The organism is Glaciimonas sp. OK215 (genome assembly GCF_057787885.1).
Window position 1 is genome coordinate 1,192,662 of the sequence record NZ_CM173544.1, and the last position, 21,171, is coordinate 1,213,832.

The 21,171-nt window shown below is 56.0% G+C and carries 18 protein-coding genes and 1 pseudogene; 17 read left to right on the forward strand and 2 right to left on the reverse strand.

Annotation, left to right across the window (positions count from 1 at the left end):
- Positions 1 to 131: 131 nt before the first annotated feature.
- The 5 genes from AC3CHX_RS05305 (at position 132) to AC3CHX_RS05325 (ending at position 6,837) form a co-directional block, all read left to right on the forward strand.
- Positions 132 to 455 carry a 2Fe-2S iron-sulfur cluster-binding protein gene (locus tag AC3CHX_RS05305; RefSeq protein WP_488643045.1) on the forward strand — a complete coding sequence of 108 codons (324 nt, stop codon included), beginning with the start codon at positions 132 to 134 and terminating at the stop codon, positions 453 to 455.
- Entirely contained in the window at positions 452 to 1,675 is a 1,224-nt protein-coding gene (locus tag AC3CHX_RS05310; RefSeq protein ID WP_488643046.1) for an NAD(P)/FAD-dependent oxidoreductase, read from the forward strand. The genes AC3CHX_RS05305 and AC3CHX_RS05310 overlap by 4 nt, the downstream gene beginning before the upstream one ends.
- 726 nt (positions 1,676 to 2,401) lie before the next feature.
- Positions 2,402 to 3,736 (forward strand): MFS transporter, encoded by a 1,335-nt coding sequence (locus AC3CHX_RS05315; protein WP_488643047.1) that lies wholly within the window; start codon positions 2,402 to 2,404, stop codon positions 3,734 to 3,736.
- Between the two features lie 639 nt (positions 3,737 to 4,375).
- A complete protein-coding gene (locus AC3CHX_RS05320) occupies positions 4,376 to 4,702 on the forward strand; it encodes an SDR family oxidoreductase (protein ID WP_488643048.1) in 327 nt (108 codons plus the stop codon).
- Positions 4,703 to 5,343: 641 nt separating this feature from the next.
- On the forward strand, positions 5,344 to 6,837 hold the full coding sequence (locus tag AC3CHX_RS05325; protein ID WP_488643049.1) for an NCS1 family nucleobase:cation symporter-1: 1,494 nt from the start codon (positions 5,344 to 5,346) through the stop codon (positions 6,835 to 6,837).
- A 151-nt stretch (positions 6,838 to 6,988) separates the two neighbouring features.
- Here the strand turns inward: AC3CHX_RS05325 and AC3CHX_RS05330 are convergent.
- Positions 6,989 to 7,195: pseudogene (locus AC3CHX_RS05330) on the reverse strand (DDE-type integrase/transposase/recombinase); the annotation flags it as partial.
- Positions 7,196 to 7,647: 452 nt separating this feature from the next.
- Complete coding sequence (locus AC3CHX_RS05335; RefSeq protein ID WP_488643050.1) at positions 7,648 to 8,421, reverse strand: SDR family NAD(P)-dependent oxidoreductase; 774 nt, start codon at positions 8,419 to 8,421, stop codon at positions 7,648 to 7,650.
- Between the two features lie 461 nt (positions 8,422 to 8,882).
- Here AC3CHX_RS05335 and AC3CHX_RS05340 point away from each other — a divergent pair, with 461 nt between their 5' ends.
- The 12 genes from AC3CHX_RS05340 (at position 8,883) to AC3CHX_RS05395 (ending at position 21,028) form a co-directional block, all read left to right on the forward strand.
- Positions 8,883 to 10,220 (forward strand): spinster family MFS transporter, encoded by a 1,338-nt coding sequence (locus tag AC3CHX_RS05340; RefSeq protein ID WP_488643051.1) that lies wholly within the window; start codon positions 8,883 to 8,885, stop codon positions 10,218 to 10,220.
- Between the two features lie 15 nt (positions 10,221 to 10,235).
- Positions 10,236 to 11,081 carry an SDR family NAD(P)-dependent oxidoreductase gene (locus AC3CHX_RS05345; protein ID WP_488643052.1) on the forward strand — a complete coding sequence of 282 codons (846 nt, stop codon included), beginning with the start codon at positions 10,236 to 10,238 and terminating at the stop codon, positions 11,079 to 11,081.
- Between the two features lie 195 nt (positions 11,082 to 11,276).
- Positions 11,277 to 12,173 carry a VOC family protein gene (locus AC3CHX_RS05350; RefSeq protein WP_488643053.1) on the forward strand — a complete coding sequence of 299 codons (897 nt, stop codon included), beginning with the start codon at positions 11,277 to 11,279 and terminating at the stop codon, positions 12,171 to 12,173.
- 4 nt (positions 12,174 to 12,177) lie between these two features.
- Positions 12,178 to 13,059, forward strand: a complete 882-nt coding sequence (locus AC3CHX_RS05355; protein ID WP_488643054.1) for a CoA transferase subunit A — start codon at positions 12,178 to 12,180, stop codon at positions 13,057 to 13,059.
- A gap of 12 nt (positions 13,060 to 13,071) precedes the next feature.
- Positions 13,072 to 13,839: a CoA-transferase subunit beta gene (locus tag AC3CHX_RS05360; protein WP_488643055.1), complete on the forward strand. Its 768-nt coding sequence runs from the start codon at positions 13,072 to 13,074 to the stop codon at positions 13,837 to 13,839.
- A gap of 31 nt (positions 13,840 to 13,870) precedes the next feature.
- On the forward strand, positions 13,871 to 14,791 hold the full coding sequence (locus tag AC3CHX_RS05365; protein WP_488643056.1) for an enoyl-CoA hydratase: 921 nt from the start codon (positions 13,871 to 13,873) through the stop codon (positions 14,789 to 14,791).
- Complete coding sequence (locus AC3CHX_RS05370) at positions 14,788 to 15,888, forward strand: NAD(P)H-dependent flavin oxidoreductase (RefSeq protein ID WP_488643057.1); 1,101 nt, start codon at positions 14,788 to 14,790, stop codon at positions 15,886 to 15,888. Before AC3CHX_RS05365 ends, AC3CHX_RS05370 begins: the two co-directional genes overlap by 4 nt.
- A 10-nt stretch (positions 15,889 to 15,898) precedes the next feature.
- On the forward strand, positions 15,899 to 16,654 hold the full coding sequence (locus AC3CHX_RS05375) for an enoyl-CoA hydratase family protein (protein ID WP_488643058.1): 756 nt from the start codon (positions 15,899 to 15,901) through the stop codon (positions 16,652 to 16,654).
- 15 nt (positions 16,655 to 16,669) lie between these two features.
- Positions 16,670 to 17,833 carry an acyl-CoA dehydrogenase family protein gene (locus AC3CHX_RS05380; RefSeq protein WP_488643059.1) on the forward strand — a complete coding sequence of 388 codons (1,164 nt, stop codon included), beginning with the start codon at positions 16,670 to 16,672 and terminating at the stop codon, positions 17,831 to 17,833.
- Positions 17,834 to 17,846: 13 nt separating this feature from the next.
- Complete coding sequence (locus tag AC3CHX_RS05385) at positions 17,847 to 18,923, forward strand: acyl-CoA dehydrogenase family protein (protein ID WP_488643060.1); 1,077 nt, start codon at positions 17,847 to 17,849, stop codon at positions 18,921 to 18,923.
- A gap of 15 nt (positions 18,924 to 18,938) precedes the next feature.
- Positions 18,939 to 20,093, forward strand: coding sequence for an acetyl-CoA C-acetyltransferase (locus tag AC3CHX_RS05390; protein ID WP_488643061.1), 1,155 nt, complete (start codon positions 18,939 to 18,941; stop codon positions 20,091 to 20,093).
- A 59-nt stretch (positions 20,094 to 20,152) separates the two neighbouring features.
- On the forward strand, positions 20,153 to 21,028 hold the full coding sequence (locus tag AC3CHX_RS05395) for an SDR family oxidoreductase (protein WP_488643062.1): 876 nt from the start codon (positions 20,153 to 20,155) through the stop codon (positions 21,026 to 21,028).
- The last annotated feature ends 143 nt before the right edge of the window (positions 21,029 to 21,171 follow it).

Genomic DNA, 21,171 nt, shown 5'->3' on the forward strand with positions numbered 1-21,171 from the left:
ATGGATCGTTGCCGTCGAACCCGGAAATACTCGAGCGTGTAAAGCTGGCCGTTCGCCGATGCCCAAACCAGGCGCTGAAACTAATGCCGCGCGATGACGCGGAGTAATTATCTTCATGGAAGAGGAATATTATGCCTAACGTGATTTTTATAGATGCCAACGGCAAGTCGAGAACCATCGATTGCACGGTTGGGACCAGCCTGATGAAGTCCGCGCAGCGCCACGGGATCTCGGGTATCTACGCCGAATGTGGTGGCCAGAAGATGTGCGCGACATGCCACGTCTACGTTGCCGAAGAGTTTCTCAATACATTGCCAGAAATCTCCGTCGATGAAGACGAAATGCTCGAAGCGACGGCATCCGATCGCCTGCCCAACAGCCGACTGTCGTGTGCGATCATCATCAAGCCGGAGCATGAGAACCTGGTCGTTCATCTTCCTAAGTTGCAGCGATGAGCGGCGTCATTATCGTCGGTGGCGGGCATGGTGGCGTCGACGTCGCATTCGGCCTGCGCGAGCGTGATTACACAGGGCGCATCACTGTGCTGGACAAAAGTGGCTTTGTCCCATACGAGCGTCCGCCCATGTCCAAATCATGGATCAACGGGTCCGGCGGTCCTGAAGAGCTGACGTTACGTGGCCACGACGCTTTCTCAGGCGCCAATATCGAGCTGATGCTTAACTGCGAGGTGTTGAGCATCAACAGGGATCGAAAGGTCGTGGAGACCAGCAATGGGAGCCTCGACTATTCGACGCTCGTGCTGGCTCTTGGATCGAGTCCACGACAACTCCGGCTTTCGGGCGCCACACTAGCTGGCATGCATCACCTGCACACGCTAGAGCAAGCCACCGCGCTCAGAGACGACCTTGCGTCCGCCACCAGCGTGGGCGTCATCGGTGCCGGTTTCATCGGGCTGGAATTTGCATCATCGGCCGCAAAACGTGGGCTGCCCGTGACGGTCATGGAGACTGCCGGACGCGCGATGCCCCGAACCGCGAGCGAGTTCACGTCAGGCTACATGCGCGCCCGGCACGAAGAGGGGGGCACGAATTTCCGTTTCAACGCTACCGTTCAGGAAATAACTGGTCAGTCAGGTCGCGTTGGGCGGGTCAACCTGTCGGATGGAACATACGTGGAGGCAGACCTTGTGGTGCAGGGGGTTGGCGCCATCGCAAATGGTGGATGGGTTACAGATTTCGGCCTCGATTTTGACAACGGAATCGTCGTGGACGGAACCTTGCGCACTAAGGATCCGGATATTTTCGCGATCGGCGACTGCGCGCGCTTCCTGGATGATGAAGGGGGGGGCACACGGCTGGAATCCATCGGTAATGCCGCCGATCATGCGCGGCGAGCAGCGGCAACGATTGCAGGCATTCCCGTGCCCGTACCTGATGTGCCATGGTTCTGGACCCAGCAAGCCGGCGTTCGGCTTCAGATGGCCGGCCGCATCGACCGTGTGGAGGAATGGTTGCTTACTGGTGCTGTTGAGTCGAACGCGTTCAGCGTGCTTGGTTGGCGCAACAACAAGCTGGTGTATGGCGAATCTATCAACAGTCCAAGCGATCACGTAGCCATCCGTAAGCTCCTTGCTGAGAATACGGCCCCAACGCTGTCGGAACTGCGGCCGATCGCTGAAATGGGCTTGAAGGCTGCTATCAAGTTCTTGGCGTAATTTCGATCGGCTCTGAAAAGATAGGATAAGTCCTCCTTACATGGCTTCCAACTTTACTGGCGGCAACTTTAACCGTCATAGTGTTAGTGCTTCTTAACGGGGCAAGGTATTGACGGCGACTCGAAATGCAACAAAAGAGACAGTGTCCCGCCGATTTCTTATAACCACGGTTCTTGCGGCGGATATCATTAAATTGACAGCCGAAGCAACCTTGACGCCATAAGTCTTTGCAAGATAATTCGGTGGCAAAAAACGCTAGTAAACGAGCCGCACTGATTGAGGTTTTCTCATCAACACTATGGACACCATAGTGTCAGAGTTGGTCGCGATTCAAACTATAAGAAATTATAAGAAACTATAAGATATGGAGATAGACGTTAATGCAAAAAGGACTTTTCAAGGTGATTTGGGCCGTGCTGCTGACCACCTGCGCCAAATGGAATGTACTCGCCCAGGCTGAGCAATATCCGGATACCGGAAAACGTACGAATAGACAAGCACGCACGTGTTGGCGCATTCAAGGCCAATCCACGTCTGTCATCTGGAGTGCAGTGCCCGCAGCTTAAAGCGTTGGAGCATGACAGAGCCCAAGCGGCGTCCATGGTACGTGAATTGCGCTCGTTTTCCATCCTGGAAACGCCACGCTTTCCGTAAACATCGGAAGTCGTCTGTATCGGCTATCGCTCCTTTGAATTGAATCTTTACTTAACAGTCAATAAGGATTACATGCACACCTCTCAACCATATCCTTCAGTCGCGGCCGGCCATCTGCCTGACGAAATCGATCGGACTTACCGCAAGGTGGCCATTCGGATCATGCCGTTTCTCGTCCTTTGCTATTTCGTCTCCTACATCGACCGCGCTAATATCAGTTTCGCCAAGCTCCAGTTCATGAGCGACCTGAGTTTTTCCGAGGCCGCCTACGGATTTGGAGCGGGGCTTTTCTTCATCGGCTATTCGTTGTTTGAAGTTCCAAGCAATATCATGATGCAGCGTGTCGGCGCGCGCCGCACGCTGCTGCGCATCATGGTTCTCTGGGGATTGACCTCAAGCGCACTGATGTTCGTGAGTTCGCCGCTTCAATTCTACGTAATGCGCTTTCTCCTCGGAGCTGCAGAGGCTGGGTTTTTCCCGGGCGTTATGTTTTATTTAACCTATTGGTTTCCGGCTGCGCGTCGGGGACGAGCGACAGGTTTCTTCATGATGGGTGCCGCCGCGGCTGGCGTCATTGGCGGACCTGTCTCCACCTGGATCATGGTCCACCTGGCTGGGGTGCATGGCCTGCATGGCTGGCAATGGTTGTTCCTGCTTGAAGGAATACCTGCAGTTATCCTGGGCGTCGCCGCATTCTTTTTCCTCAGCGATCAACCCCGGGATGCGACATGGCTAACTGCGCAAGAGAAAGCCATCGTCCTCGGTGACCTCGCGGCAGAGGAAAAAGGAACATCCCGCAGTGGACACGGACTGCTTGAGGCATTAAAGAACGCCAAAGTCTACGTCGGAATCATAGTGTATTTTTGCATAGTGGTATCGTTTAACTCTATAGTGCTTTGGGCACCAACCATCATCCGCGATGTTGGCGTGAAGGATTTATTCAATGTCGGATTGTTGTCCAGCATCGTTTTCTTGGCTGGAGGGGCCGGCACCTATCTCGTAGGCTATAGCTCTGATCGCAAAATGGAGCGACGCTGGCACTTCGCCGCGAGTTGCGCTGTCGTCGCCCTGTGTTTTGCACTTTTACCACTAGCATCCCACAACACACCGATTGCCATTACGCTGCTTTCAATCGCGGCTGCCGCGTCTTACGGTACCTATACGGTGTTTTGGACAATTCCGGCAACTTTCCTGCCTGGAAACTCTAAAGCTAGCGGTATTGCCCTGATTACCAGTGTGGGAGGATTAGCGGCATTTGTGAGTCCAACTTTAGTTGGCTGGATGAAAGCCAGCACGGGAAGTATTTATCTCGGACTAACGCTAATGGGTGGAATCACTTTGTTTGGCGCTCTTATTTTGTTGATTGCAATTCCGGCAAACAAATCATCCAAAGGGGCTAGGAGATAATTTTGTCGCGCGAGCTTTGGTGACCTTGTATCTGGTTGATTGCTCGCAAGGGTTTTGTCACGATAAGAAGATGGGGGCGGCTAGTAGGGTTTCAAATGTTCGGTCTATCAAAAAAGAAAAAATAATTAAGACGCCCCCGGAAGAGGCTACTGTCATCGTTGAAGGCGCGAACGTATTCATCGGGACGCAGCGCATTCTCGGCAATCAAAACGAGCATGATCTGCTTGCGGCCAAATTCACACTTTGCTAAGTGCAGCCGCAATCCCTGAGATGCACCGTTACACATCGGCACAACTTCGCACATTGAGTTGTTAGAGGCTGAAAGATGAAAACGTCTTCGTGATCTTGCCGAAGAACGTCGGCCAGGCCGACATACCGCGGAAGGTTGACGAGGCTAAATTTTACCTCGTAAGGATAGATTGGCTTAAAAGTGCAATGACAAAACTACAAGGTCACAGGGATTCGCTCGCACATCTATCCGGCTATTTGGTGGAGAAATAGCTTTCTCTTGCGAGGGGCGCATGTAAAGCGACGACCTGGTGGTCCCGCCGTTCACGATCCGAATGTGATCAACAGGAAACGAAAGCCCAAGACAACAGAGGGGTACTCACTTCATGCGCCCCGGCCAACGAGCCCACGATGAGGCAGGGAAACAATATTATTGTTTCACGCATATCCATCCTTTACCAGCGAACGCGTTGGACCAACTCCGAAGAGCAGTTTGACGCCTGCATGCGTGTACTGTTCAAGGACCCATACTTCTTGACACGAGCTCTGCTTCGGGTCCTTGCAGACGGCGGCGCGATCGTCAACGTGGCGACCAATTCAGTCTTCCAGCACGGCCTGGCGACAGGATATTCCGCCTACGCCGCAATGAAGGGAGGCATGACGGTGTTAACCAGCTACATGGCCAAGGAATGCAGCCCCCGATTTCGTCCGCTCTCTTTGTACTTTTACTTCGGTTGACGTGATTGCCACCGACAGATCCATAGTCGTGGTTTAACAGTAATGAAACCGGCTTCCAAACGGGGGCTTTGAAAGGCTTGAGCCGTGTGCATTAAAAGGTGCATGCACGGTTCTGAGGGGGCCGCTGCGCAGTAATGCACGGCGGCTACCCGACAGAGCGTTATGACTTGTTGCCTGTCGTGGAACATTGGCCTGTTCCACGACTTCGAGCAGCGTGAACGGCAAATCGACATGGTTTGGAAGATGGTCGATGATGATAACCGCGAGGCACCACCACCCGGTTTGGAACAGGGATTCAAACGGGATCTGCTTTTCACCATACACAATTCAAAAAGTTACGTTAACACAACTCTTGAAAAGTTAACAGCCCTGCGGTTGATTGCCAAAATGGTGGTTCGATGCTAAATTTCTTGCATGGACCCTCGGGGCTTTCCGATGACGCGGCCCGCGTCGCATGCTTCGGCACCCACTTACGAGGCGCTCTACAGCGGTGCGTGGACTCACCCAATAGCATGATTGGCAATCAACCGGATAGGCATGGTTCAAACGATTTTATCGAGCAGCCTGCAGTCAATCTGACCCAGCTCTTAGCCGGCCAGCCATAGCAAGTTGCATCATGATCGACAAACCATAAGGAGACGATGATGTCAAACGTCGCTACCACAGCCGCTGACGGCCACCTGCCGCCCGGTCAATTCGATTCGGACCATGTGATACCGGGCGCCGATCCACGCCTTTACAACGAAGACCTCGCGCCGGTGCCGAAGGAGAAACGCACCTGGACCGGCTACAGCATCTTCGCGATGTGGATGTCGGATGTGCATAGCGTGGGGGGCTATACCTTCGCCGCCAGCCTGTTCCTACTTGGCCTGTCGGGCTGGCAGGTGCTAATCGCGCTCACGGTCGGCATCGTGCTGGTCTTCATCCTCATGAACTGGATCGGCAAGCCGAGCCTGGTCCACGGCATTCCATTCCCGGTCATGGCACGGGTCAGCATGGGCGTCATGGGCGCCAACCTCGCGGCCACCATCCGCGGCGTCGTGGGCATCGTCTGGTACGGGGTGCAGACCTATTTCGCCTCGAAGGCGGTTGCGATCCTGATCCTGCTTTTCGCGCCGGGAGCGGTGGCGCTGCGCGATTCGAGTTTCCTGCGGCTAGACATGCTGGGCTGGATCAGCTTTCTGTTCATGTGGTTCTTCCAGCTCATGATCTTCCAGCGCGGCATGGAGACGATCCGCAAGTTCATCGACTTCTGCGGCCCCGCGGTGTACGTGGTGATGTTCGTGCTGATGGGGTGGACCCTGTCGCAAGCTGGCATGGGCTCGCTGAACCTCACCTTGGGCGACAAGGTGCTGACTGGCGCCGAATCGTTCACTGCGATGGGCAGCGCTATCCTGCTGGTGGTCAGCTATTTCGCCGCATTGCTGTTGAACTTCGGCGACTTCTCGCGCTTCGGCAAGAGCGAGCGGCAGATGAAGATCGGCAACTTTCTCGGCCTGCCCGTGAACTTCATTCTGTTTGCGATCATCGTCGTAATCGTGACTGCCGGAAGCGTGAAGGTGTTCGGGCACATGATCATGGATCCGATGGAGATCGTCTCCAAGATAGACAACAAGATCGCCGTCTTCATCGGCAGCGTGACCTTCATCATCGCCACCATGGGCATCAACATCGTGGCCAACTTCGTCTCGCCGGCCTACGACATCGCCAACCTGTTCCCGAAGCACGTCGACTTCAAGAAGGGCGGCTTGATCGCCTCGGTCCTCGCCGCGATGGTGTGCCCCTGGATCTTCGTCGACAGCCCGAAGGCGATCACCATCTTCGTCAGCATCTTCGGCGCGGTACTCGCCCCCCTTTACGGCGTCATGGTGGCCGACTACTACCTGCTGAAGAAGGAGATCGTCAATACCGCCGAACTCTACACAATGTCGCCAAAGGGCCGCTTCTACTACGACGGCGGCTGGAACAAGGTCGGTCTCGCTTCGCTAGTGATCTCTGGGTTCCTCTCGATCGGCTGGGAACTGTGTACCCAACTGTTCAATGTTCTGCCCGAGAACAATTTCGGCTGGGTCATCGGCGCCGTGGCGGGCGCGGCAATCTACTACGGGATGATGAAGAACGCGCACCGCAGCTGAGGAAAGCCTCCGACCCTTCGGTATGTCTTGGGTAACGACAGGTCGGGGCGGCAAACAGCAATACGCAGGAGACAACCGAATGAAGTTCTTCAAGGGTTCTGTTGCATTAACGCGAAAGAGGTGATATCTGGGGGAACCATGTCAGCGCTCCTCAAACTGGACGGATTTGTCCTGCCAAAGCATAAAACTGGGCGGCAAAAGACATCTCATCGATGCCTTCCATCATGAACTGGCCTTTGCGAATCATGTGCATCAGTTCGATGCCAGTCAAGACGTTTTTTGCCGCCTGAAAAGATTGAAAGCCGAACGTCGGTCGCGTGACGCGTTTGACGGCGCGATGGTCCTGTTCAACAATGTTGCCCGGTGGGCCGTCTGGCGGAGTCAGCGGTTAACTTTGTGATCGGAGATCGCTTTAAGAAAAATGGACAGATGCGATGGCCCCCTGCAGGCGCCAATGCTCAGTTACACATCCGCGTAGCAGATATCAATGGCGAGCTTGCAGATATTTTCAAGAAACCGCTGTACGTAAAGCGCTCAAAGTTCACACAAAAAAATCTTTGGGAAGACTTTCGGATGGCTGCATAAATCAAGAATTCAGCCCCCGATTTTGTCCGCTCTCCAAGGATGTATCAACTTTACTTTGCGCATTGCCGAAGCAAAAGTACAAACAAATAAAGATTGACCGCTGTAAATTCAATGAATTACGGATTTTAGTTGTTTGCAGAATTACTTCGGGTGATGGTGTCGAACTGCATGATGGCGTACTGTTTTAGTAAGATGCGGCTGACATTGATCGTGGCGCTTCAATAGTCAACTCCAATTAGGGCTTTCGGCACCGCCATCGATACCAAGAATTTTCCCAGTGACCCAGCGCGAAGCGTTTGAGGCGAAAAACAGCATGGCTGCTGCGATGTCTTCTGGTTCCCCCAGGGTGCGCATCGGCGTCATTCTCAACATTCCTTCCTTGCGTTCAGGGGTCAGATACGGTGCCAGCGCGTCGGTCATGATGGTGCCGGGTTCAATGGCGTTGATGCGCACATGGGGCGCAAAATCCTGTGCGAGGTTACGTGTCATCTGGTTCAGTGCGGCCTTGGCGGCGCCATAAGCGCTGAAATGCTTTTGTGCATAGCGTGCCGCCACTGAGGAGATATTGATAATCGAGCCACCACCGGCGTCTCGCATCGGCCCGGCAACTTTCTGGATCAGGAGGAAGGCCGGTGTCACGTTCCACGTCAATGCATGGCTAAAATCATTGCCACTGGTCTTGCTCGGATCGTTCGGTCCCGAGCCGCCTGCGTTATTCACCAGTACGGTGATTTTTCCCAATTCCGCCAGCGTTCGCGTCACCAGATTGTCCAGTGCGCTTTCGGCGCTCACATCACAGACTACGGTGATTGCACGCCTTCCTAATACGCGGATTTCTTCAGCCACAGCATCGAGGTCGGTTTGGGTGCGTGCTGCCAATGCAACGTCGGCTCCAGCCTGAGCCAACGCCAGCGCGCAGGCGCGGCCAATACCCTTGCCAGCACCAGTCACAATAGCGACTTGACCTTGCATGGAAAACAGATTGGGTATGCGATTCATGAATGCTCTCCAGAAGTAAGTAACGTGCAATATCTTCTGTCCTGTGCGTCGCTGTTGAATCCTGCAAACGGACGATGCGACTGAGCCGGTGCTAACGAGCGGTATTTGCCTTTCAATTAAATCTGTAACCGTCAATTCTTCCTTGTTCAGGACACCCATTAGCCGCCCCACGTCAAGAGTAAAAAATCCTCCTCGCAAGAAAATTGCGAATACACGGAGAATATGGATCACCGCCTCCTTCCTTCTGCAGTGAACGCACTATGTTGATCCTCCGGCGACCAGCGAATTGAGGGCAAATTATGCTGGTTTCCTGGGGCAGGCATATCTTTCTCCTAGATCAATTCTTTGCCTTTGATAAATGTTAGTCATCGTATCGTCGTCCAAAAGGACGATGCTGCTACCGACTTGGACCCCGACTATACCAAAGGGTATTTGTCCGGGACATCAACATCAATCTCATTATGCAACCCTCGATTAGTCCGACCGTATCATGGCGTGCCCACCTCAGCCTGGTACTGCTGGCGCTTGTTTATATTTTTTCCTATATTGACCGCCAGGTCCTTGCTATATTGATCGAGCCGATCAAGCACGAATTCGGCGTTTCCGATACGGTGATGGGTTTGTTGACCGGCCTCGCTTTTGCATTTCTGTACGCCGGACTCGGTGTGCCGGTGGGTAAGCTGGCAGATCGCAGCAACCGACGCAATATCGTCGCGGTGTGCTGTGCACTTTGGAGCTTGGCCACCATGGCCTGCGGCCTTGTGCCGCAATTCTGGATGCTGTTTTTGGCACGCATGGGAGTAGCTGTCGGTGAAGCGGGCGGCATGGCTCCATCCATCTCCCTGGTGTCCGATCTGTATCCCAGGAAGCACCGCTCATTGGTAATCAGTTTGTTCATGATGGGGCCGAACCTGGGGGTGCTCATCGGCCTGGCGTTGGGTGGCTGGATTGCACAGAACTATGGTTGGCGTGCCACGTTTCTGTGGTTCGGTGCACCTGGCATCGTGCTCGCCACGCTGGTCTGGTTACTTGTATGCGAGCCACGACGTGGCGCATTCGACAAATCTGCAACGGCGCCGCAGCGACAAACGCCATCGAATTCACAGGGGGCGCATTTACGTAGTTTGCTGGCGATCCCGGCTTTTCGCTATTTATGTCTGGCCTGCGGCATTGCAGGTATCTCCGGCTACGGCTACGGGGTCTGGACACCCAGCTTTTTGGTCCGGACCCACGGCATGTCGATTGCGCACGCCGGTCTGATCTTCGGCGTCACTAGCGGGGTAGGCGCAATCGGCGGAGCACTGTTCAGTGGCAGATTGTGCGACAAACTGGTTGCACGAGACCAGCGCTGGCAACTTGGCTTACCGCTAGTGGGTGTGCTGCTGAGTATTCCGATTGCGCTCGCTTTTTTTCTCTGGCCAGCCGGCGGTCACTGGACGCTGGGATCGATTCATGTGCCATATCCTATGGCTTGTGCATTTGCGTTCGCGTTCTTTGCAAGCTGGTGGCCAGCGTTGTCATACAGCGCCACCAGCCACATGGTGCTATCGCATCAGCGTGGCATGGCAGCCGCAACCCTGAATCTATTCGTCACGCTGTTTGGCGTCGGCATCGGCCCGCTGGCGACCGGTCTTGTCAGTGACCTGTTTACTCCGCTGTATGGTCAGGAGGGATTGCGATACGCACTGGCAAGCGTAATGTGCCTGATGATTTTCTCGGTAGTCCTGTATGGGATGGCACTGAAACCCTATCGCGCGCGCATGGAATCGTTCATCTATCCTGCGCAAAATCCACTTTGAACTATTGGAGCTCCATTGAACACTTTATCTCCCGTTGTACTTATTACCGGCGCCAGTCGCGGCATTGGTGCAGCCACCGCGCTGGCGTTCGGCCGTGCAGGCTGGCGTGTTGCCATTACGGCCCGCACGCAAACTGAGGGTCAGGCACTGGAGCACCAATTGCGCCGATCAGACGGTGCGGTCCTCGCGGGTAGCCTCGAAACCACAGTCTCGGCGTTGAAAGATGCTGGTGCGGAAGTGTTTGCCTATCCGATGGATTTGATGGATGGCGCTTCACTGGACGCTGCCGCTGACGCGGTGCTGAGTCATTATGGTCGCGTTGACCTGCTGATCAACAACGCAGTTTATCAAGACCGTGAGATGAACGCGATGCTGCTCGAACTGGACGATACGGCGCTGGAACGCACCTTGTGGGGCAATGTGATTGCGCCGTTCCATCTGACGCGTCGTTTGCTGCCGTCGATGATCGCGCACGGCGCCGGGCAGATCATCAATGTCTGTTCCGGTGCCGGCAAGAATGATCCTCCAGTGGCTGCCAATATGGGCGGTTGGGGTTTTGCCTATGGCGCCTCGAAGGCGGCGATGGCGCGCATGTCAGGTTGCCTCAACCGTGAGCATGGAGAGCAGGGTATACGCGCTTTTAGCGTCAATCCAGGCCTGGTCAGCACCGAGGCGGTGACTGCCACGCTAGGCGATGGCGGCTGGTTGGAACAACGCTATGGCGCGATGAAGCCGCAGGCGATCGCAGCGGCCTTGCTGTGGTTAGCCACCAACCCGCATGCAACCGAGCTTGCCAAATCCATAGTGATGCTTGATTTGCAAGACTTGGTGCGTGAGCAGAGCCTGGATATCGCGCGCTGACGAGATTTTTTCCGGGCGCGAAAGGCGGCGCAATTATTGCGTGAAATAGCGCGTTCCCATTGGGTAAAGCGGGTGTGGCGGGAGTGGAAAAATACCCGACAACTAGCGTTAGTCTCAATGGACGATGACCCGTGAGTCCTTTGTGGAAGACAATTCTCTTCATCGTTAATGGTTTATTTAAAGGGTGTCTGCACAATGATTGATATTCGTGGACTGGCATACATTGTGGCGGAGACCACCGATCTGGCGGGCTGGAAAAACTATGCCGAAAACGTACTCGGCATGATGACTTCAGCATCCATTAATGGTGGTCTATACGTCAAGATGGATGAACGGCAGTTTCGTATTGCTGTACAGCCGGGCAAGCTGGATGCCTACGTCGCTTCGGGTTGGGAAGTTCAGAACGAGGCGGCGTTTGCAGCAGCGTTGGCGCATCTGAAGCAAGCTGAGGTGGTGCTGGTCCATGCCGATGAGGCTTTGCGCAAATTGCGTTGCGTGCAGCAGATGGTCAGTTTCTCCGATCCTTCCGGGAATCGCCATGAACTGGTCTGGGGCTTTAAATCGGATTTCACGCATTTTGCATCACCGGTTGGCGTAGCCCGCTTTATTACCGGTGAGATCGGGATGGGGCATACGGTGTTGCCTGCGCCTGCGTTTGATGACACGGTGCGTTTCTTCCGCGAGGTGCTCGGTTTTGGTTTGTCGGACATATTCAATTTTCAGCCTGCAGGCGCCGACGGGCCAAGTTTGCCGATACATTTTTTCCATTGCAACAATGGCCGCCATCATAGTCTGGCGCTGGCTGGTTTTCCGATGGAAAGCGGTTGCGTGCACGTCATGGTCGAGGTTGAGTCGATGCCGGAAGTAGGGCGCGCGATGGACCGCATGGCGGCACACGGGGTGAAACAGGCATCCACGCTCGGTCAGCATACCAATGACCGGGTTACCTCGTTCTACATGAAATCACCCTCCAATTTTGATATCGAATTTGGCTATGGCGGTGCGGTAGTCGATTGGAATCAGCATATCGCTCACGAGTTCACCAAGGTGAGCTTGTGGGGCCATGATTTTTCGGTTGGACAAAAGGCTTAAGGCTATGAAAAACAAACAAATGAGCGCCGCTGAAGCTGTGGCACAAATAAAAGATGGCATGACCATCGGTATCGGTGGCTGGGGCCCGCGTCGCAAGCCAATGGCGTTGATTCGCGCGCTATTGCGCTCATCGGCGAAAGACCTGACGGTGGTGGCTTACGGTGGTGCCGATGTCGGTATGCTCTGCGCTGCCGGCAAGGTCAGGAAACTGGTCTTTGCTTTTGTCTCGCTGGATTTTATTCCACTCGAACCGTACTTTCGCGCTGCCCGCCAAAGCGGCAGTATCGAGATCATGGAGATAGACGAGGGCATGCTGTTGCTGGGCTTGAGAGCAGCCGCCATGCGCGCACCGTTTATCCCGACCCGGATAGGCCTGGGCACCGACGTCGTGCGGTATAACCCTGATATCAAGGTGATCGATTCTCCTTACGATGACAAGGCTTGGGTCGCCATGCCGGCGCTGCCGCTGGATGTGGCGTTGCTGCATGTCGATCGTGCCGATGCGCGTGGCGTGTGCCAGGTCAAGGGACCGGATATTTATATGGACGAACAGTTCGCCCGCGCCGCGACAAAGACTTTCGTTTCTTGCGATGAACTTGTCAACAGTGATTTTTTTGCGCAAAACGACGAGGCGCGCTATGTATTCTGGGAACGTTCACAGACTACCGGCGTGGTGCATCTGCCTTGCGGCGCACACCCGAGTTCTTGCGCACCGCTATACGGTTTCGATACGAAGCATTTCAAGGAATACGCCGCCAGCGCCAAAGAGGGCGCCGGAGGCTGGCAGCAGTACTTTGAACGCTATGTAGCCTGTGACGAGCAAGAGTACCTGACACGCGTCGGTGGTGAAGAAACAATTCGCAAGTTGACCTTGCCAGTATTTTGAGAGGGCAGCGCCATGACTGAATTTTTATTGATTGATCGTATTATCTGCGCCGCTGCGCAAGCCTGGAAAGATGATGGTGAAGTACTCGCAACCGGGATTGGCGTCATGCCGCGCTTGGCCGCGTCGCTGTGCATGTCTTCCATCAATACGGACCTGATGATGACGGATTCGGAAGCCTGGCTGGTCAGCGAGCCGGTGCCGATCGGGCCACGCGGGGAATACCAGCCGCGACGTGAAACCTGGATGGGTTTTTCGCGCATTTTCGATAATGTTTGGGGCGGCAAGCGTCACGCGATGGTCGCGCCGACTCAGATCGATCGTTTCGGCCAGGCGAACATTTCCATGGTCGGTTCTGATTATCGCCGTCCAAAGGTGCAGATGCTGGGCGTCCGCGGTTTTCCCGGTAATTCAATCAACCACGCCAACTCGTTCTTCGTACCTAACCATCACCCAAAAGTGTTTGTCGCCGGCGAGGTGGATATGGTGGCATCGATAGGTTACAACCCGGAGCGCTTGCCACGCGGCTATAGCTTCGACGATATCGATATCCGTCAGGTCTTGACCAATCTGTGCGTGATGGATTTTTGCGGGCCGAATCGTCAACTGCGGATTGTTTCATTGCATCCTGGCGTAAGTGCGCAACAGGTACAGGAAGCGACCGGTTTTTCACTGTGCATACCGGAGAATATTCCTGAAACAGCAGCGCCGACAGCAGAGCAGCTTGCACTCATCCGTAAGCTCGATCCGCACAACTTGCGCGCGGCCGCTCTCGGCGCATAGTTTTAACACGCAAGCTCACTTCCAGGCTTTTATGACAAGCGACAACGCCCCTGAGAATTTCGTTAATCGCGACGACAATTCCTTCTATGAAACGGATGATCCGGTGCTGTATGACGTCAAGGACGGCATTGCAACGGTGACGATGAACCGGCCGCTATTCAACAACGCGCAAAACTCGCAAATGACGTATGCGCTCGATGCTGCATTCCGTCGTGCCGTTGACGATGATGCAGTACGCGTCATCGTGCTGCGCGGCGCGGGCAAGCATTTCAGCGCCGGCCATGACATCGGCACCCCGGCGCGCGACGTCAACAAACCGTTTGATCGTGTGCATCTGTGGTGGGATCACACCAATAAGCCAGGCGCTGAGTTTAACTACGCACGGGAACAGGAAGTCTATCTTGGCATGTGCCGCCGCTGGCACGACATGCCGAAGCCGACCATCGCCATGGTGCAGGGTGCATGTGTCGCGGGCGGTTTAATGCTGGCCTGGGTCTGCGATCTGATTGTCGCTTCCGATGATGCCTTCTTTCAGGACCCTGTGGTACGCATGGGCATTCCGGGAGTTGAGTATTTCGCGCATGCGCATGAACTCAATCCCCGTATCGCCAAGGAATTTTTGTTCCTTGGCGAACGAATGGGTGCAGAGCGCGCTTACACGATGGGTATGGTCAATCGCGTGAAGGCGCGTGATCAGCTGGAAGCCGAGACATATGAGATCGCAGCACGCATCGCCCGGCAGCCGCGCATGGGTCTGGCATTGACCAAGCAAGTGATCAATCGTGCCGAGGATCTGCAAGGTCTGCGCGCGACGATGGACATGGCCTACGGCTATCATCAGTTTGCGCATGCGCATGGCGAAGTGCTTGGTAACGGCCACCTTGGTGGTCACGATGCGCGTTCGATGGCGGCAGCCAATAAAAATGGAAGCGGCGAGCGTGTAGAAAAATGATGCATTTGAACAGCGCCCCAATTTCGCCACTACGCACGCCATTGTGTGATTTGCTCGGCTGTCGCTATCCCATCGTGCAAACCGCGATGGGCTGGGTGGCAGGCGCCGAACTGGTGGCCGCTACCTGCAACGCCGGGGCATTCGGTTTTTTGGCCGGGGCAACCATTCCCGCTGAGCGCATAGAGAACGAGATATTGCGCGTCAAGGCGTTGACCGAGGATAAGCCTTTCGGCCTGAATTTTCATATGTTTCAGCCTAACGCCCGGCAATTGCTCGATTTGGCGATCAAGCACAAATTGCGTGCGGTGAGCTACGGGCGCGGCCCTGACAAGAAAACCATTGCCCGCTTACGTGACGCCGACATCGTCTGCATGCCCACGGTCGGTGCGCTGAAGCATGCACAAAAGGCGATCGAGATGGGCGCCAATGTGATCACCATCCAGGGCGGGGAGGGCGGTGGGCACACCGGTTCGGTGCCGACTACCGTACTGCTACCGCAGGTGGTGGACGCGGTCAAGGTGCCGGTCGTGGCGGCTGGCGGGTTTTATGACGGCCGCGGGCTGCTGGCGGCACTCGCTTTTGGTGCACAGGGCATTGCAATGGGTACGCGCTTCTTGATGACGACCGACAGCGGCGTGCCGGAGGAGACGCTGAAACGCTATCTGGAAGTGAAGGATGCCGATCGCATCCGGGTGTCGCACCTGATTGACGGCATGCCGCAGCGGATGATCACCAACGAATACCTGGCAATGCTGGAAAAAGCATCACCGTTACGCCGCATCATGATCGCGCTGAAAAGCGCGCTGCAATGGAAGGCGCAGACCGGCATGACGACGCGCCACGCACTTGGCCTGCTGCTACAGGCCTTGCGTGAAGATCCGGGGACCGTGGCGCAGACCGTGATGGCAGCTAATGCGCCGGTGCTGTTGCAGCGCTCGATGGTCGACGGGATGCCGGCCGAAGGCGTGATGTCTTCCGGCCAGGTGGCCGTACTGATCGGTCAATTACAGTCATGTCACGATGTCATCGAAGCAATCGTGACCCAGGCGTGCCAGCGCCGCGACGCATTGGTCGCCTACGATAGTGCTCACACTTGAGGAAACCTTGATGAATACACAGTTCAATTCCATTCTGCACGCAAACGGCGTGGCCGAAGTCGTCCTCAACCGCCCACCGGTGAATGCGCTCAATGCTGCTGGTTGGCATGGCTTGGCCGCGGAGATCGCGGCCCTTGGTGATCGACCAGAGGTGCGTGTAATTGTGGTGCGTGCCGAGGGGCGTGGCTTTTGCGCCGGGGTCGATATCAAGGAACTGAATGCCGATCAAAGCCTGATTGTCTCGGTCAATGCCGGCAATTATGCGACCTTCAAGGCGGTACATCGAAACAAGGTGCCTGTCATCGCTGCAGTACAGGGGTTTGTGCTCGGCGGCGGGATTGGCATTTGCGGCGCCGCCGATATCGTGATTGCCGCCGATGATGCCTCGTTCGGACTGCCCGAGGTCGACCGTGGCGCCATGGGCGGAGCAGCGCATCTGCAGCGCATGTTCGGTGTGCAAAAGACGCGCTATTTGTTTTTTACCGGAGAGATGATTGGCGCTCCGGAAGCGCTCCGGCTGGGCGCGATCGAACGTGTGGTCCCGCGCGAGGAATTGCGTGACACCGCGCTTGAGATTGCTGCAAAGATTGCAGCAAAGAGTTCAGCCATGATCCGTATTGCCAAGGAAGCGCTCAACGGCATCGAGGATGGCAATCTGGAAGACAAGTATCGATGGGAGCAGGGTTTTACCTTGCAGGCTTATATGAGTCCCGATTCAGCTGAGACCCGGCAGGCATTTGTCGAGAAGCGTGACGCGCAATTCTAAGAACAGGGAGTGAATATGAACTTAAATTATACGTCGGCGCAAAACAGTTTCCGGCAAGAAGTACGGCAATGGCTGCGCCAGAATATGCCGCAAGATAAATTTGAAAATTACGACACGCGTGAAGGCTTCGAGCAGCATCGCCGCTGGGAAGCCACCTTGGCCGATGGCGGCTGGAGCAGCGTGACCTGGCCGACCAAGCTGGGCGGGCGCGGTTCTGATCTGATCGAATGGCTCATTTTCGAGGAAGAGTATTGGGCTGCCGATGCGCCGATGCGGATCAATCAGAATGGCATTCTGTTGCTCGGCCCGACGCTGATGGAGTTCGGTACGGCGGAACAGAAAGCGCGATTCTTGCCCCGCATGGCACGGTGTGACGATATGTGGGCACAGGGTTGGTCGGAACCCAACGCCGGTTCCGATATGGCGGCAATAACCAGCCGGGCGATTCGCGACGGTGACCACTATGTGTTGAATGGCCAAAAAACCTGGTCGACCCGCGCGCTCTTTGCGAATTGGCTGTTTGGACTGTTCCGCAGCGATTCGCAGTCGCAACGTCATCATGGCCTCAGTTACCTGCTGGTGCCGCTGGATAGCCCGGGCATCACGATTCGCCCTATCAAGGCGCTCAACGGCAAGCTATCGTTTGCTGAAGTGTTCTTCGACGACGTTCGTGTTCCGGTGGAGAACCGTTTGGGCGATGAGGGGCTGGGCTGGAATGTGGCGATGGCAACCGCCGGTTTTGAGCGCGGGCTGTTGCTGCGTTCACCGGCCCGTTTCCAGCGCACGGCACAAAAACTGATGCAGTTGTATAAGACGCATCAGGCAAGCGCCGACCGGGATCCTTCCATCCGTGAAGCGGTGATGCGAGGATGGATGGGGGCAGAAGCCTATTGCCTGTCGTCCTACCATACGGTGAGCCGGATGCAGCACGGTGCCAGAATCGGCGCCGAATCGAGTGCCAACAAAATATTCTGGTCGGAACTCGATCTGGAAATGCATGAAACCGCGATGCGTATCCTTGGCGCCAGTGCGGAGTTGTTGCCGGAGGCTCAGGACCCTGAAGTAGCTGAATGGCTGGAGGGCTTTCTGTTTGCGCAAGCGGGCCCGATCTATGCCGGCACCAACGAGATCCAGCGCAACATTATCGCCGAGCGTCTGCTTGGCCTGCCAAAAAGCTAAGCGGAGATTGACGATGGACTTTACCTTTAGCGACGATCAGATCGCCTTCCGCGATGCAATGAGCCGTTTCCTGATGACCGAGGCAGCGCCGGAAATGCTGCGCGAGATATGGGAAACCGACAACGGCCGTTCGCCCAATTTGCGCGCCAGGATTGCAGAGCAGGGCTTGCTCGGCCTGTCCGTGCCTGAGGCCGAAGGCGGCATGGGACTGCACGACGTGGACTGGGTGCTGATGACCCAGGAACTGGGCTACTATGCGATTCCCGATTCATTGGCCGATACGGCGTATCTGGCCAGCGCTATGCTGGCTGGCTTGCCATCCGATCATCCGGCACGTGCGCAATGGTTGCCGCGCATCGCTGCCGGCACTTGCCGCATTGCGGTAGGTCACCCGGTCAATCCATGGGTCGCGGACGCTGATCTGGCAGATCTGATATTGCTGCCGCACAAGACCGCCGAGGGAATGGCATTGCACGCGGTGCCGCGTGCAGAGATCACGGTAACTGCATGTCCTAGCATCGATGCATCACGCCGCTTGGCTAAGGTGCAATGGACGCCGACATCGGAGACCCTTATCGCTGACGCGGGCGCCGGCCGGATTTTGTGGGATGCGGTGCTTGAGAGAGGCGCACTCAATGTGAGCGGACAACTGATCGGCCTGGCGCAAAGAATGCTGGATCTGGCGGTGGATTACGCTGCCCAGCGCAAGCAGTTCGGCAAACCAATCGGTTCATTTCAGGCAGTCAAGCATCATCTGGCCGACGTTGTGACAAAAATCGAGTTTGCCAAACCGGTGTTGTATCGCGCGGTGTATGCGCTGGCGCATGGCGAGGCGCATCGCAGTCTGCTGGTGTCGCACGCAAAACTGGTGTGCGCCGATGCCGCCTGGACTGCTGCGCGCAAGGGCATCCAGGTGCATGGCGCGATGGGTTACACCTGGGAAGTCGATTTGCAAATGTTCATGAAACGGGCCTGGGTACTGGATGCTGCCTGGGGCGATCGGGCATTCCACAAAGCACGCTTGAGCGCTGCATTGTTATCTTCAGACGCGCCACTTGGCCCGGCATCCACCTTTACTCTCAACAATTGATTCGGAATATTCACCATGGCCCAAGCCTATATTGTCGATGCATTGCGTTCGCCCACCGGCAAGCGCAATGGTGCTCTTGCCACCGTTCATGGCGCCGACCTTGGCGCCCATGTGATCCGCGCCATTGTCGAGCGCAACGCAATTCCCCCCGAGGACTATGACGATGTCATTTTCGGTTGTGTCGACACGATAGGCGCGCTAGCCGGCGATATCGCTCGCACGTCCTGGCTGGCTGCCGGCATGCCTTTGTGTGTGCCGGGTACGACGGTGGATCGTCAGTGCGGTTCATCGCAGCAGGCGGTGCACTTTGCCGCGCAGGCAGTGATGAGCGGCACCCAGGACGTGGTGCTGGCAGGCGGAGTGCAGACTATGTCCAGCATTCCCATCGCATCGGCCATGCTGGCCGGTCAGCCGCTCGGCTTCACCACGCCATTCGCTGAAAGCCGAGGCTGGCGCGAACGTTTTGGCGATGCGCCAGTGAACCAGTTTTATGCTGCACAGCGCATTGCGGATCATTGGAATATCTCCCGTGAGGAGATGGAAATTTTCGCGCAGGAAAGCCATGATCGTGCTTTGCGCGCCATCGCTGAAGGCCGCTTCGATCGTGAGGTGGTGGCGGTTCCCGGCATGCTGGCGATGGACGAGACGGCGCGCCTAAGTACGCTGGAAAAGATGGCGACACTGAAGCCGGTCGATCCGGCCTATCCCAAAATTACCGCCGCTATATCCAGTTCCACCTGCGATGCTTCGGCCGCTGTGCTGGTGGTGTCGGAAGCGGCGCTGAAGCGCTATGGCTTAACGCCTCGGGCGCGCATTCATCATTTAAGCGTGCGCGCCGACGACCCGATCTGGCATCTGACTGCACCGATTCCGGCCACTGCCCATGCGCTCAAGCGCAGTGGCATGAAGCTGGAAGATATCGACCTGGTTGAAATCAATGAAGCATTTGCTTCGGTAGTCATGGCATGGCTGAAGGAAACCGCTTACCCGCATGAACGCACCAACGTCAACGGCGGTGGGATTGCGCTAGGACATCCGCTGGGTGCCTCCGGTGCCAAGTTGATGACGACATTGCTGCATGAGCTGGAGCGCACTGGTGGGCGTTATGGCTTACAGACCATGTGCGAAGGCGGTGGTCAAGCAAATGTGACGATCATTGAGCGCCTGTAATGCGCGTTCACGTCTGCCAGGAACATCAATACTAACTTTTACACAGATATGGGTACATCATGGGTATTTGCGATAACCGAACGATCATCATTACCGGTGCAGGCGCTGGCCTCGGCCGCGCTTATGCGCACAGTTTCGCTGCCGAGGGCGCGTGCGTTGTCGTCAACGACATTCGCCATGAGGCAGCGCAGGCAGTGGTTGACGAGATCCTGACCGACGGCGGCCGTGCCATCGCCAACGCCGGCGACATCACCAGCATGGCCGGTGCGCAGGAAATTATCGATGCCGCCGTGCAGGCTTTCGGCGAAGTGCATGTGTTGGTGAATAACGCCGGTATCCTGCGCGACCGTATGTTCATTTCGTTGTCCGAGGATGATTGGGACCAGGTCATGCGCGTACATCTGAAGGGGCATTTTTGCCTCGCCAACCTGCTTGGCCGTCGTTGGCGCGATGCGGCCAAGGCCGGTCATTCGGTGCAAGGGAGCATCATCAACACCAGCTCCGGCGCCGGCCTGCAGGGATCGATTGGCCAGTCCAACTACGTAGCAGCCAAGGGCGGCATTGCCGCACTGACACTGGTGCAGGCCGCCGAGATGGCACGCTACGATATCACCGTCAATTGTCTGGCACCGGCGGCGCGCACCGCAATGACTGAAAGCGCGATGCCCGACATGGTGAAGAAACCCGAATCCGGCTTCGACATCTGGGATCCGTCGAATGTTGCGGCGATCGTAGTCTGGCTCGGTAGTTCGCTGTCGCGCCATGTTACCGGCCATTGTTTCGAGGCCAAAGGCGGCGAATTATCGGTGGCAGACGGTTGGCGCACCGGTCAGATACTGGACAACGGCAAACGCTGGAACCCCGCCGAATTGACTGACGCAGTCAATCGACTCGTCGAGCAGGCTGTGCCGGCACAAAAGGTGTATGGCACATAAGCAGCCTGAGCATGCTGGATGAATTCGGCAAAATAGTGAATTATTCGTTCGCTCCGAGCAGACGCGCAGCACGGATCCTTTTTTAATCGACGCGGTATTTTGCGCAGTACTTCCTCATACCGCCTATGACGGGCGGTATCGAC